Origin of the sequence: Streptomyces sp. NPDC005496 (assembly GCF_042872045.1) — a bacterium.
Lineage (GTDB): Bacteria > Actinomycetota > Actinomycetes > Streptomycetales > Streptomycetaceae > Streptomyces.
In genome coordinates this window covers 173,337-185,493 of sequence record NZ_JBIAJQ010000002.1, presented here as the reverse complement: position 1 = coordinate 185,493, position 12,157 = coordinate 173,337, and the positions used below count along the sequence as shown (strand labels likewise).

General features: G+C 73.0%; 12 protein-coding genes. 5 read left to right on the top strand and 7 right to left on the bottom strand.

The window, feature by feature from the left end; genetic code table 11:
* Window positions 1–16 precede the first annotated feature (16 nt).
* Window positions 17–310: a hypothetical protein gene (locus tag ACFYQQ_RS05415; RefSeq protein ID WP_355784178.1), complete on the bottom strand. Its 294-nt coding sequence runs from the start codon at window positions 308–310 to the stop codon at window positions 17–19.
* Between the two features lie 161 nt (window positions 311–471).
* Here ACFYQQ_RS05415 and ACFYQQ_RS05410 point away from each other — a divergent pair, with 161 nt between their 5' ends.
* Window positions 472–1,026: a hypothetical protein gene (locus ACFYQQ_RS05410; protein ID WP_355784181.1), complete on the top strand. Its 555-nt coding sequence runs from the start codon at window positions 472–474 to the stop codon at window positions 1,024–1,026.
* 19 nt (window positions 1,027–1,045) lie between these two features.
* Here ACFYQQ_RS05410 and ACFYQQ_RS05405 read toward each other — a convergent pair whose 3' ends face one another.
* The 5 genes from ACFYQQ_RS05405 to ACFYQQ_RS05385 all read right to left on the bottom strand — a co-directional run bounded on the left by ACFYQQ_RS05405 (window position 1,046) and on the right by ACFYQQ_RS05385 (window position 6,734).
* Window positions 1,046–2,056, bottom strand: coding sequence for an LLM class F420-dependent oxidoreductase (locus ACFYQQ_RS05405; RefSeq protein ID WP_355784184.1), 1,011 nt, complete (start codon window positions 2,054–2,056; stop codon window positions 1,046–1,048).
* Window positions 2,057–2,206: 150 nt separating this feature from the next.
* A complete protein-coding gene (locus tag ACFYQQ_RS05400; protein ID WP_355784187.1) occupies window positions 2,207–3,031 on the bottom strand; it encodes a hypothetical protein in 825 nt (274 codons plus the stop codon).
* 159 nt (window positions 3,032–3,190) lie between these two features.
* Entirely contained in the window at window positions 3,191–4,165 is a 975-nt protein-coding gene (locus ACFYQQ_RS05395; protein ID WP_388903568.1) for an N-acetylmuramoyl-L-alanine amidase, read from the bottom strand.
* 22 nt (window positions 4,166–4,187) lie between these two features.
* Window positions 4,188–4,838, bottom strand: coding sequence for a class I SAM-dependent methyltransferase (locus ACFYQQ_RS05390; RefSeq protein WP_355791207.1), 651 nt, complete (start codon window positions 4,836–4,838; stop codon window positions 4,188–4,190).
* A gap of 150 nt (window positions 4,839–4,988) precedes the next feature.
* Window positions 4,989–6,734 (bottom strand): MFS transporter, encoded by a 1,746-nt coding sequence (locus tag ACFYQQ_RS05385; RefSeq protein ID WP_355791210.1) that lies wholly within the window; start codon window positions 6,732–6,734, stop codon window positions 4,989–4,991.
* A gap of 236 nt (window positions 6,735–6,970) precedes the next feature.
* Between ACFYQQ_RS05385 and ACFYQQ_RS05380 the strand changes: the two genes are divergently transcribed.
* The 4 genes from ACFYQQ_RS05380 (at window position 6,971) to ACFYQQ_RS05365 (ending at window position 11,377) form a co-directional block, all read left to right on the top strand.
* A complete protein-coding gene (locus ACFYQQ_RS05380) occupies window positions 6,971–8,164 on the top strand; it encodes a lipid-transfer protein (protein ID WP_356168202.1) in 1,194 nt (397 codons plus the stop codon).
* Window positions 8,165–8,522: 358 nt separating this feature from the next.
* Window positions 8,523–9,941: a DHA2 family efflux MFS transporter permease subunit gene (locus tag ACFYQQ_RS05375; protein WP_388903563.1), complete on the top strand. Its 1,419-nt coding sequence runs from the start codon at window positions 8,523–8,525 to the stop codon at window positions 9,939–9,941.
* Window positions 9,942–10,028: 87 nt separating this feature from the next.
* Complete coding sequence (locus tag ACFYQQ_RS05370) at window positions 10,029–10,568, top strand: SigE family RNA polymerase sigma factor (RefSeq protein ID WP_355795069.1); 540 nt, start codon at window positions 10,029–10,031, stop codon at window positions 10,566–10,568.
* A 29-nt stretch (window positions 10,569–10,597) separates the two neighbouring features.
* Entirely contained in the window at window positions 10,598–11,377 is a 780-nt protein-coding gene (locus tag ACFYQQ_RS05365) for a hypothetical protein (RefSeq protein ID WP_356241804.1), read from the top strand.
* 147 nt (window positions 11,378–11,524) lie between these two features.
* Here ACFYQQ_RS05365 and ACFYQQ_RS05360 read toward each other — a convergent pair whose 3' ends face one another.
* Window positions 11,525–12,157, bottom strand: a complete 633-nt coding sequence (locus ACFYQQ_RS05360; protein WP_356241926.1) for a response regulator transcription factor — start codon at window positions 12,155–12,157, stop codon at window positions 11,525–11,527.

The window sequence follows — 12,157 nt, the reverse complement described above, 5'->3', positions numbered from 1 at the left end:
CACCGGACCGGGTAAATCAGTGCCGGTGCATACGGTTGGCGATCGCGTGCCCGATGAACAGGTACACGACGGCTGCCAGACCGTAGCCCGCGACCACGCGGGCCCATGCCTCGTCGAAGGTGAACAGGTCACGTGACCAGCCGGCCAGCCAGGCCGCCACGTCGTGTACGAACTGCACCAGGTCGTTGGCGCGGTTCGCGTCCAGGAGATACATCAGGATCCAGAGACCGAGGATGACGGCCATGATGTCCGCGACGATCGCGATGACCGTCCCCGCCTGGTTGGAACCGTTGCGATATCGAGGGGACATGACTTTCTGATGGCCCCGAATCCCTGTTTGAAACCTGGAGGATGACGGGCCCGGCACCCGGACGGATACGCCCAGGTGGCGCCGTCGTCGGGACGGGGTGAGGCTGCCACAAGAGCCGTGCACTCCCGGGCCCCGGGAGGCAGTTCAATCCGGAGGACCCCGTGCCGCAGCCCGTACCCGTACGCCGCCTGCTCCTCGCGCTCACCCTCACCTGCGCCCTGCTCGTGGGCGCGACCGGGTGCGGCGGCTCGGACGACGACACGGCCACCGCCTCGGCGACCCCGAGCCCGACCGGGTCCGCGGAGCAGCAGAAGTTCGCCAAGACGCGCTTCGTGGCGAACGCGGGACTCGCGGCGGGCGCCACCTACCAGTGGATCGTGAAGCCCTGGCGGGCCGGCACGTTCAAGAAGGGCGCGGACGGCCGCAGGACCGCCCTGATCAAGGCGGGGCTGGCCGGCGCCTTCACGTACAACCGGCTCAAGGCGGCCCGCAAGAACGCCGAGGGCGATCCCACGCTCGCCAAGGCCGTCGCCCCCCTCACCGCGGGCATCGACGCGCTGAAGGACCTGCCCGCCAAGCTGCGCAAGGGGGACGCGGCGGACGCGGCGGCCGGCTCCTTCGACGACGTCATCAACAAGGTGAAGGAAGCCGGGAAGAGCGCGGGCGCCGAGGTCACGGACAAGGTGCCGTCGACGTCCGAGCTGTCCGGCGGCTGAACGAGCGCCCCGGCCCGCCTCAGGAGTTGAGCTCCGCCAGCACCCGCAGCGTGTGCGGGTCCGGCGACAGCAGCAGCAGGTCCGTCACCGGGCCCTTGCGCCACAACTCCAGCCGTTCGGCGATGCGTTCGCGCGGTCCGACGAGTGAGATCTCGTCGGCGAAGGCGTCCGGCACGGCCCGTACCGCCTCCTCGCGGCGCCCGTCGAGGAACAGCTCCTGGATGCGCCGGGCCTCCTCCGCGAAGCCCATGCGGGCCATCAGGTCGGCGTGGAAGTTGCGGGCGGCGTGCCCCATGCCGCCGATGTAGAAGCCGAGCATCGCCTTGACCGGCAGCAGTCCCTCGGCGACATCGTCGCAGACCGCGGCGCGGGCCATCGGGGCGACCATGAAGCCGTCGGGCGCCCCGGCGAGCGAGGACTCGTAGACCTCGGTCCGCAGCGGCGACCAGTACAGCGGCAGCCAGCCGTCCGCGATCCGGGTCGTCTGCGCGATGTTCTTCGGCCCCTCGGCCCCCAGCAGCACGGGCAGCCCGGCCCGCAGGGGGTGCGTGATCGGCTTCAGCGACTTCCCGGTGCCGGTGCCGTCCGGCCCGCGGTAGGGCAGGCCGTGGAAGCGTCCGTCGAGTGCGACGGGGGCCTCGCGCCCAAGGACCTGGCGCACGACGTCCACGTACTCGCGGGTCGCGGTCAGCGGCGACTTCGGGAACGGGCGGCCGTACCAGCCCTCGACGACCTGCGGCCCCGACAGTCCGAGGCCCAGCAGCACGCGTCCGCCGGAGAGGTGGTCCAGCGTCAGGGCGTGCATGGCGGTGGTGGTGGGGGAGCGGGCGGCCATCTGCGCGACGGCGGTGCCCAGCCGGATGCGGGAGGTGTGGGCGGCGATCCAGGTGAGCGGGGTGAACGCGTCGGACCCCCAGGACTCGGCGGTCCACACGGAGTCGTAGCCGAGCCGCTCCGCCTCCCGCGCCAGCGGCAGGTGGTCCGCCGAGGGACCGCGGCCCCAGTAGCCGAGTGCGAGACCGAGCCGCATGTCCCCTCCAGGAGGCCGGTGCTCTGATGTTCAGTCAGTCGTGTTCAGGCATAGTAAATGTGACGGTACGTCAGAAAGCTTTCGGAGGGCGACTGTACGACAACGGCCCCCCGCCCGGAAGGGCGAGGGGCCGTGCGTGAAGCGGGTGCGTCAGCCGCGCTGGATGCCCGTCGTGTCCTGAAGAACGCCACGGCGGCCGTCCTGCGTCTGCGCCACCAGGCTCGGGCCGCGCTGCTCGACGGCCAGGTACCAGGTGCCCGGCGCCAGTTCGGCGATCGGCGTCGGCGAACCGTCCTCCGCGTACAGCGGGCGGGCCACCGGGACGGCGAACCAGAACGGCGAGAAGTCCCCGACGCTCTGCTGCGCGGCCGGGGCCTGCGGCGCCTGCGGCTGGCCGCCCTGCGGCTGGCCTCCGTACGACTGCGGCGGCTGGGGCTGCTGCGGCTGGCCGTAGGGCTGGCCCGGCTGCTGGGCACCCGGGTAGCCGTAACTGCCCTGCGGCTGACCGCCGTAGGGCTGCGGCGCGGCCGGGCGGGGCGCGCCGACCAGGGCGGCGCTCAGCGCGGGCACGAGCGGCGTGGCGATCGCGGCGGCGGCCAGGACCAGGGCGGCGATCAGACCGAGGATGAGCCCGGCGCCGACGTCGACCCCGGCGTCGAGATCGTCGAACGCGCCCAGCGGGTCGATGATCGTCCAGAACGCGGTCCACGCGGAGAACAGCGCCAGCGCCACCCCGAGCTGACCGAGGTCCAGCCCGACGACCTTGCGCTGCTGCGGCAGCCCCCGGGCGAGAACGATCAGTGCCGCACCGACGATGCCGCCGACGTACATGCTCATCACGAGGCCCAGGTTGTCCCAGGCGTTGGGGATGTTGCTTCCGGAGCCGTCGAACGTGTCGAGGAACGAGGCGACGAACAGCAGTACCGCTGCTCCGATCACCACGCCGTCGCCTCTAGTGAGGGAGCGGATATTCACTTCAGGTCCTTCGTAGTCGTCTCGTCGTCATCGGTGGAGGCATCGCTGTCACCATGTCGCCGTCAGGCCGCGGTGGAAAGCGCGGGGGTGGCCCTCATCGTAGGGACGACACTATCGCCCGTCCGATCAGGGTGTCCGCCGGGACCGGTGGACCGATCCCTACCCGCGCAGGAAACTCACGATTCCCTCAGAGATCCCCCGTGCTGCCTTCTGCCGCCAGGTCTCGCTGGTGAGCAGTGCCGCGTCCTTGCTATCGCGCATGTTGCCGCACTCGATGAACACCTTGGGAACCGTTGACAGATTGAGACCGCCGAGATCCTCACGCGTGACGAGTCCGGTGCCGCCGCCGACGTAGTTGGAGGGCGCGCTGCCCGTGACGCGTACGAAGTTGCCCGCGATCCGCTCGCCGAGGTCGCGCGAGGGGGCGACGATCGGACGGGTGTCGGCGGCACCCGCGTGCACCGACCCGGGAAGGATCACGTGGAAGCCGCGGTTGCCGGCCGCCGAGCCGTCCGCGTGCACGGAGACCACCGCGTCGGCGTGCGCCTTGTTGCCGATCCGGGCCCGTTCGTCGACGCACGGGCCCCACGGCCGGTCGCCGTCCTGGGTGAACTCGACCGTGGCGCCCTGCTCCTGGAGCAGCGTGCGCATCCGGCGCGCGACGTCGAGGGTGAACGTGGCTTCCGTGTAACCCGCGTTGGTCGACGTGCCGGTGGTGTCGCACTCCTTGTGGTTCGTGCCGATGTCCACCTGGCGGTTGATCTCGGCGGTGTGCCGGAAGTTGCCGGAGTTGTGGCCCGGGTCGATGACGACGACCTTGCCCTTGAGGGGGCCGGACGCGGCGGGCCGCGAGGCGGACGCCGTGGGCGTGGACGACGGCTCGTCACCGTCGCGCCCCTTGCCGTCGCCCTTCCCGGACGCCGTCGGCGACCGCGGCGCCGCGGACACGGCGGGCGAGGACGAGGTGGCCGACGGCCCGGCCTCGCGGGAGCCGTCCCCGGAGTCGCCCACCGCCTGCCACACCAGCCAGCCGGCCAGCGCGCCGGGCACCAGCGCGGCGACGGCGACGGTCAGCGGACCGCGCCGGGAGCGGCGTGGACGGGGCGGCTCGAAGTCAGGACCTGCGTACGACACGTCAGCGACTCTAATCGCGAGCTCAGATCCCTGCTCCCGTTCGCCGCAGGACGCGCAGCGAGTCGGTCACCGAGACCTCGGTGAAGGCCCCGGACTCCAGTGCCCTGAGGTAGACGCGGTACGGCGCCTGGCCGGTGAACTCGTCGGCCGGGTCCGGGAACACGTCGTGGATGACCAGCAGGCCGCCGTCGGCCACATGGGGCGCCCAGCCCTCGTAGTCGCCGCCGGCGTGCTCGTCGGTGTGGCCGCCGTCGATGAAGACGAGGCCGAGCGGTGTCCCCCAGAGGGCGGCGATCTGCGGGGAGCGGCCGACCACCGCGACCACGTGCTCCTCCAGCCCGGCCCGGTGCAGGGTGCGCCGGAACGTCGGCAGCGTGTCCATCCGGCCGATCTCCGGGTCCACCGTCTCCGGGTCGTGGTACTCCCAGCCCGGCTGCTGCTCCTCGCTGCCCCGGTGGTGGTCGACGGTGACCGCGGTGACGCCGGCCTCGCGGGCCGCGTCCGCGAGCAGCAGCGTGGAGCGGCCGCAGTACGTGCCGACCTCCAGGAGCGGCAGGCCCAGCCGGCCGGCCTCGACGGCGGCGGCGTACAGCGCCAGCCCCTCGCCGACGGGCATGAACCCCTTCGCGGCCTCGAAGGCGGCGAGGATCTCCGGCTTGGGTGCCGCGGGCATGGGTGTCCTCCGTCGTGTACGAACCTCTGGGCGCCCCATCGTGCCGCACGCGCCGCGCGGACCGCCGGGCGCCCCGTCCCCGGGGCCCCGACGCGCGTCACCCCCGTCGCTCGTGGCGGCGGGGGTGACGGGGAACGAGGTCCGCGACGGTCAGGCGGGGACGCCCGCGTTCTCACCCGGCAGGGCGAGGTCCACCTCGACCGGGCGGTCGTCGCCGGCGTGGGTCGCCGAGGAGGCCAGCGGGCCGTGGCCCTCGGCCCTGGCGGCCAGCACGTACGCGCCCTCGGCGGGCACGGCCAGCGCGTAGCCGCCGTCCCCGCCGGACAGCGTGGCGCCGGCCTGGCGTCCGCGGCGGTCGATCAGCGTCACCTTCGCCCGGGCCACCGGGGCGCCGGTGGCGTCCAGGACGCGTCCGCGGAAGCCGCCGAGCACCTCGTGCGCCCGCTCCAGGGCGGCGTCCTCCTCGCTGCTGGCGCGCAGCTGCGGCTTGGTCGCCCGGCGCTGTCCGGGCAGGAACAGCGCCATGAGCAGACCGACGGCCACCGCGCCGGTCGCGATCATGAAGGACACCCGGAAGCCGTGCAGGGTCGGGACGGCGACGCCGCCGACGTGGTGCGCGGTGTTGGCCAGCACCATGCCGATGACGGCGCTGGACACCGAGGTGCCGATGGAGCGCATCAGGGTGTTGAGCCCGTTGGCGGCGCCGGTCTCCGAGGCCGGCACGGAGCCGATGATCAGCGCGGGGAGCGAGGAGTACGCGAGACCGATGCCCGCGCCCAGGACCACCGAGACGACGATGGTCTGCCAGGCGGCGCTCATCAGGCCGAGGCCGGCGCCGTAGCCGACGGCGATGATCAGCATGCCGATGATCAGGGTGACCTTGGGGCCGTACTTCGCCGAGAGGCGGGCGTAGACGGGGGCGGTGAACATCATCGTCAGGCCGAGCGGCGCCACGCACAGACCGGCGACGACCATCGACTGGCCGAGGCCGTACCCCGTGGACGTGGGCAGCTGGAGGAGCTGCGGCAGGACGAGCGAGACGGCGTAGAAGGCGACACCGACCATGATCGAGGCCAGGTTGGTGAACAGCACCGAGCGGCGGGCGGTGGTGCGCAGGTCGACCAGCGGGGCCTTGACGCGCAGCTCCATCACGCCCCACAGGACGAGGACGACGGCCGCCGCGCCGAACAGGCCGAGCGTGGTGCCGGAGGTCCAGCCCCAGTCGCTGCCCTTGGTGATCGGCAGCAGGAAGAGGACGAGCCCGACGGAGAGTCCGAGGGCGCCGAGCACGTCGAAGGAGCCGGGGGCGCGCATCGGGGACTCGGGCACGAAGACGAGGGTCAGGACGATCGAGACGACACCGAGGGCCGCGGAGAGGAAGAAGAGGGCGTGCCAGTCGGCGTGCTGGGCGACCAGGGCCGCGACCGGCAGGGCGAGCCCGCCGCCGACGCCGATCGAGGAGCTCATCAGGGCCATCGCGGAGCCGAGCTTCTCGCGGGGCAGACCGTCGCGCATCAGGCCGATGCCGAGCGGGATGGCGCCCATCGCGAAGCCCTGGAGCGCGCGGCCCGCGATCATCACCAGCAGTTCGCTGGTGAAACCGCAGATCAGCGAGCCGACGACCATCACGGCCAGGCTGGCGAGCAGCATCCGCCGCTTGCCGTACAGGTCGCCGAGGCGGCCCATGATCGGGGTGGCCACCGCTCCCGCGAGCAGGGTCGAGGTCAGCACCCAGGTGGCGTTGCTGGGTGCGGTGCCCAGCAGCTCCGGCAGGTCCTTGATGACCGGGACGAGCAGGGTCTGCATCACCGCGACCACGATGCCCGCGAAGGCCAGTACCGGCACGATCGCGCCGCTCGCCCTCCGGACGGGCTGTTCGGTCGTCGAGTGCGTCATCGCGTGGGGCCTCCAGGCCGGAAGGGGAAACGGGAGCAGTGATCCGCGTGCGGGATACGTGCAGGGTGAACCCCGTGCGCCGGGGCAACTATTCCGATGCTTTGGCGTACTAACGAATTCTTGACCGTTCCATGGGGATCTGACCTGTCGTCAGAATGGAACCTGTTCTAGTCTGGCGCGCGCCGGGGCCCGTCCGCCGCGGGCCCGGAACCTTCCCAGGGACGGAGAGGGGCCACATGAAGTCGTACGTCGTCGGGGTCGGGATGACGCGGTTCGAGAAGCCCGAGACCCGGGAGTGGCAGTACTGGGACATGGCGCGGGAGGCGGGCGAGAGCGCGCTCGCCGACGCCGGGATCGGCTACCCGGACGTCCGGCAGGTGGTCGCGGGGTACTGCTTCCAGCCCTCGACGGCCGGGCAGCGCGCCGCCTACGAACTGGGCCTGACCGGGGTGCCCGTCTACAACGTGAACAACAACTGCGCGACCGGCTCGACCGCGCTGATGCTCGCCCGGCAGTTCGTCGAGGGCGGCGGCTCGGACTGCGTCCTTGCCCTCGGCTTCGAGAAGATGAGGCGCGGCGCGCTCGGCGGCGGCTCCGACGGCGGCGACCTCGCCGCCTCGCCCGTGGCCCGGCACTACGGCGTGATGGCCGCCCGGCACGGCTTCGAGGCGACCCCGCCCACCGCGCAGCTGTTCGGGAACGCGGCCCGCGAGCACATGGACGAGTACGGGACCACCGAGGCGCAGCTGGCGGCCGTCGGCGCGAAGAACCACCGCCACTCGGCGAACAACCCGTACGCCCAGTTCCAGGACGTGTGGACCGTCGAGGAGGTCCTCGCCGCGAAGACCGTCCACCGGCCGCTCACCAGGCTCCAGTGCTCACCCACCTCGGACGGCGCGGCCGCCGCGGTGGTCGTCTCCGAACGATTCGCCGAGCGCCACGGCCTCGGCGGGCGCGCCGTCGAGATCGTGGCGCAGGCGATGACCACGGACACCGAGGAGTCCTTCGCCTCGGGTTCCTGCGTCGACGTCGTCGGACAGCCCATGTCGCGCGAGGCGGCCCGCCGGGTCTACGACCGCTCGGGACTCGGCATCAAGGACGTCGACGTCGTCGAACTCCACGACTGCTTCTCCGTCAACGAACTGCTGACGTACGAGGCGCTCGGCATGTGCGCGCCGGGGGAGTCCGGCCCCCTCGTGGAGTCCGGCGCGACGACGTACGGCGGGCGCTGGGTGGTGAACCCGTCCGGCGGGCTGATCTCCAAAGGGCACCCGCTGGGCGCGACGGGCATCGCCCAGGTGGCCGAGCTGACCTGGCAGCTGCGCGGGCAGGCGGGCGCGCGGCAGGTGCCCCGCGCGCGCACCGGACTCGCCCACAACATCGGACTCGGCGGGGCGGCGGTGGTCACGCTGCTGCGGGCGGTGCACTGACGCCGCGCTCCGAGAGGCGGTCGGCGGGGCGTACGGGCCTCCGGCGGCGGAGGTGTGCCGATCCCGCGACACCGGGCCGGCACGGACGGCTGGACCTAGGGCCTGTCGTTTGGATCAGGCCGGCCGTGACAGACGGTTCGTCCCGGCCGACCCGAGCGGGGTCTGGTGCGTGCAGCTGCAAGGCGGAGGAGGGAGTCGAAGCGGAGCTTCGGCGACCGACGACAACGCCGCAGATGTGCGTGCCAGACCCCGCGACACCGACCTGATCCAAACGACAGGCCCTAGGTCTCAGGACCGAGCCGCGGGTGCAGCGAAAATCCGATGCAAGGGGCGTAACCCGGTTGAGAGCATGACACCCATGCTCCGAGCCGCCCAGGACACCCGCACCGCACCCCGTCCCGCCCCGCCCCTGTGCGCGGTCGTCGCGCTCGCCTGCGCCGGGCAGTTCCTCGTGGTGCTCGACGTCTCCGTCGTCAACGTGGCACTGCCCTCCATGCGCGCCGACCTGGGACTGAGCGCCCCCGGCCTGCAGTGGGTGGTGAACGCCTACGCGATCGCCTTCGCCGGGTTCATGCTCCTCGGCGGCCGGGCCGGCGACCTGTACGGGCGCAAGCGGATGTTCCTCGTCGGGCTCACCCTCTTCACGCTCGCCTCCCTGGCCGGCGGGCTCGCCCAGCAGGACTGGCAGCTGCTGCTCGCGCGCGCCGTGCAGGGACTGGGAGCCGCCGTACTGGCCCCCTCGACCCTGACCATCGTCACCTCCACCGTCCCCGAGGGCGCCGCACGCGCGCGGGCGATAGCGACCTGGACCGCCGTCGGCGCCGGGGGCGGCGCGGCGGGCGGACTCGTCGGCGGGCTGCTCGTGGACGGCCTGTCGTGGCGCTGGGTGCTGCTGATCAACGTCCCCGTCGGCGCCGTCGTCCTCGCCGGGGCCGCCCGCTGGCTCGTCGAGAGCCGGGCCCGTGACGGACGCCGGCTCGACCTGCCGGGGGCGCTGCTGGTCACGGCGGGCCTCGCGACACTCGCGTACGGGATCGTGCAGACCGAGGCGCGGGGATGGACGTCAGGCGCCACCCTCGTCCCGCTGTGCTCCGGACTCGCGCTGATCCTGCTCTTCCTGGCCGTCGAGGCGCGGACCAGGGAACCGCTGATGCCGCTCCAGCTGTTCCGGCTGCGGGCCGTGTCCTCCGCGAACGTCGCGATGTTCCTCTGCGGCTCGGCCATGTTCTGCATGTGGTTCTTCATGACGCTGTACGCGCAGAACGTGCTCGGCTACTCCCCGCTGGACGCCGGCCTCGCCCTGGTCCCCAGCTCGCTCGCGGTGGTCCTCGGCTCGAAGCTCGCCCCCCGCCTCATGCGGGCGATCGGGGCCCGCACCGTGGCGGTCCTCGGCACCCTGGTGGCCGCCACCGGCTTCGGCTGGCAGTCGGCGATGACCGCGGACGGGCCGTACCTGACCGCCGTCATGTTCCCCGGCATCCTGATGATGGCGGGCGCGGGCCTGTCCGCGACCCCGCTGGCCGCCCTGGCCACCTCGGGTGCCGCGCCGGGCGACGCCGGACTGGTGTCGGGCCTGGTCAACACCTCGCGCACGATGGGCGGTTCGCTCGGCCTCGCCGTCATGTCGACCATCGCGGCGGCCCGTACGGCGGGCGGCACGTCGGCGGAGGCACTCACCGCCGGGTACGCGCTGGCGTTCCGCACCGGCGGCTTCGTCCTCCTCGGCGGCGCGGTGCTGATGCTGCTGTGGCTGCCGCGCAGGACGCCCGCGGGCTGAGGACACGCGCGGACGGCGAGTCTCCCGGCGCCCCGAGGCAACGGAACAAGGGGCTCATGGACTCCTTCACACATCTAGGAGGTGCCCATGGGGGATCGGAAGCAGACTCGGGACGAGGAGTTCCAGAGTTTCGTCATCGGCCGCTGGCCGCGGCTGATGCGTACGGCGTTTCTCCTCACGGGGGAGCAGCACGCGGCGGAGGACCTGGTCCAGACGACGCTGGAGCAGACGTACGTGGCCTGGCGCAGGGTCGGTTCGGCCGACGACCCGGACGCGTACGTGCGGCGCGTGATGGTCAACGCGCACGCCCGCAGGCACCGCAGACGCCTCAAGGAGTTCCTGGCGCCGAAGGACGACACCGGGCTCGCCCGCGAGCTGCCCGACACCGGCGACCGGATCTCCCAGGCGGACGACCGCGGCGCACTGCTGAAGGCGCTGGCCCAACTGCCGCCCCGCCAGCGGCAAGCGGTGGTGCTGCGCTACTGGGAGGACCTCAGCGAGAGCCGGACGGCCGAGGCCATGGGCTGCTCGGTCGGCGCCGTGAAGAGCAACGCGGCCAAGGGGATCGCGAAACTGCGGGCCGTACCGGGCCTCTCCGCAGTGGTGACCGACGGAGGGCGGAAGTGATGAGCGCGGACCGGGAGACGAGTCACGACATGACGCACAGGGACATCGCCCTTCTGCTGGCCGACGCCGCGGACGACGTCGAGATCGGCATGGCGCCCTGCCAGTCGGTGCTGCGGGGCGGGCGGCGCCGCAAGGCCCGCCGCTGGGCCGTGGCGGCGGCCGCCCTGGTGGTCGCGGGTTCGACGGGCACGTTCGCGCTGGCCGGCGGGACGTCCGGCGGGGCCCGGCGGGTGGAGCCGGCGGCGACCCGGCCGGCCACGGACGGGCACGTGCTGGAGCCGCGGACGACGCCCCTGGCGCGGGGGACCGACGCCGGGAGCGACTGGTCGGTCACCTTCGCGCGGTGGGACGCGCCCGGGGACCGTGCGCAGGCGGCACGTCAGCTGGCGGCGATGAAACGGGCGGGCACGGCGCCGGGCGGGGTCCGTGAGGCCGCGGACCTGACCGGCCGGAGCTGGTTCTTCGTCGTCCTGCTCGTCGGCGACGAACCGCCCACCGCGGTGCTGCAGGGAGAGGCCCCGCGCAGCGGCGCCACCCAGGCGGCCAAGGACGTGCACGGGTACTTCGTGCCGCTGCGGGCGGGCGGCACCGACCGGCTCGTCGTGGGCCGTGTCGCGACCACCGCCCGCGAGGCCGAGGTCACCTGGGACGACGGCTCGACGACGAAGGTCGGCCGGGCGGCCCCGGGCACCGGCTTCGTCGGCGGCTTCGAGTCCCTGATCCGCCGGACGGAGGGTTCGCCGTACGACTGGTTCGTCTGCCTCGCTCCCGAGGGCCGGAGCTACGTCTCGGCGAAGGTGACGAAGTGAGAGCCGCGTCCCCGCGTCGGCGGAGGTGAAGGAGCGAGGGCGGGTGCCCGGGCCCGGGAGCGCCCCGGGACGGGCGGAGCGGGGCTGCCGGGGCGGGCGTCTTACGGTGCTGCGCGGGGCCGCCGGGCGTACGGGCGTACGGGGGCGTCAGAGCCAGCCCTGGTGGCGGGCCTCCCGCAGTGCCTCCGTGCGGTTGCGGGTGCCCGTCTTGCCGATGGCGGAGGAGAGGTAGTTGCGGACCGTCGACTCCGAGAGGCCGAGACGGTCCGCGACGTCGGCGACGGTGGCGCCGTCCGCCGAGGCCGTGAGCACGTCGCACTCCCGGCCGGTGAGCGGACTGGGCCCGGCACTCAGCGCGGCGGCGGCGAGCGCCGGATCGATCACCGTCTCCCCGGTCAGCACCCGGCGGATGACGGCCGCGAGCTCCTCCACGGGCCCGTCCTTGACCAGGAAGCCGGCGGCCCCCGCCTCCATGGCCCGCCGCAGGTACCCGGGGCGGCCGAAGGTGGTCAGGATCAGCACCCGGCAGTCGGGCGCCTGCGTCCGCAGCTCGGCCGCGGCGTCCAGCCCGCTCATCCCCGGCAGCTCGATGTCCAGGAGCGCCACGTCGGGCCGGTGCGTCAGGACGGCGTCGACGATCTGGTCCCCGGCCCCGACCTGGGCCACCACGTCGAGGTCCGGCTCCATCCCGAGGAGCAGGGCGAGCGCGCCCCGCATCATGCCCTGGTCCTCGGCGAGCAGCACTCTGACGGACTTCGCGGGACGGTGGTCCCGGGGCAT

Excerpts from the sequence above, each read along its gene's own strand:
- ACFYQQ_RS05415 (WP_355784178.1), bottom strand. The coding sequence starts at position 310 with ATGTCCCCTCGATATCGCAACGGTTCCAACCAGGCGGGGACGGTCATC.
- ACFYQQ_RS05405 (WP_355784184.1), bottom strand. The coding sequence starts at position 2,056 with ATGCGGCTCGGTCTCGCACTCGGCTACTGGGGCCGCGGTCCCTCGGCG.
- ACFYQQ_RS05390 (WP_355791207.1), bottom strand. The coding sequence starts at position 4,838 with ATGCCCGCGGCACCCAAGCCGGAGATCCTCGCCGCCTTCGAGGCCGCG.
- ACFYQQ_RS05385 (WP_355791210.1), bottom strand. The coding sequence starts at position 6,734 with ATGACGCACTCGACGACCGAACAGCCCGTCCGGAGGGCGAGCGGCGCG.
- ACFYQQ_RS05380 (WP_356168202.1), top strand. The coding sequence starts at position 6,971 with ATGAAGTCGTACGTCGTCGGGGTCGGGATGACGCGGTTCGAGAAGCCC.
- ACFYQQ_RS05375 (WP_388903563.1), top strand. The coding sequence starts at position 8,523 with ATGCTCCGAGCCGCCCAGGACACCCGCACCGCACCCCGTCCCGCCCCG.
- ACFYQQ_RS05370 (WP_355795069.1), top strand. The coding sequence starts at position 10,029 with ATGGGGGATCGGAAGCAGACTCGGGACGAGGAGTTCCAGAGTTTCGTC.
- ACFYQQ_RS05365 (WP_356241804.1), top strand. The coding sequence starts at position 10,598 with ATGACGCACAGGGACATCGCCCTTCTGCTGGCCGACGCCGCGGACGAC.
- ACFYQQ_RS05360 (WP_356241926.1), bottom strand. The coding sequence starts at position 12,157 with ATGCCCCGGGACCACCGTCCCGCGAAGTCCGTCAGAGTGCTGCTCGCC.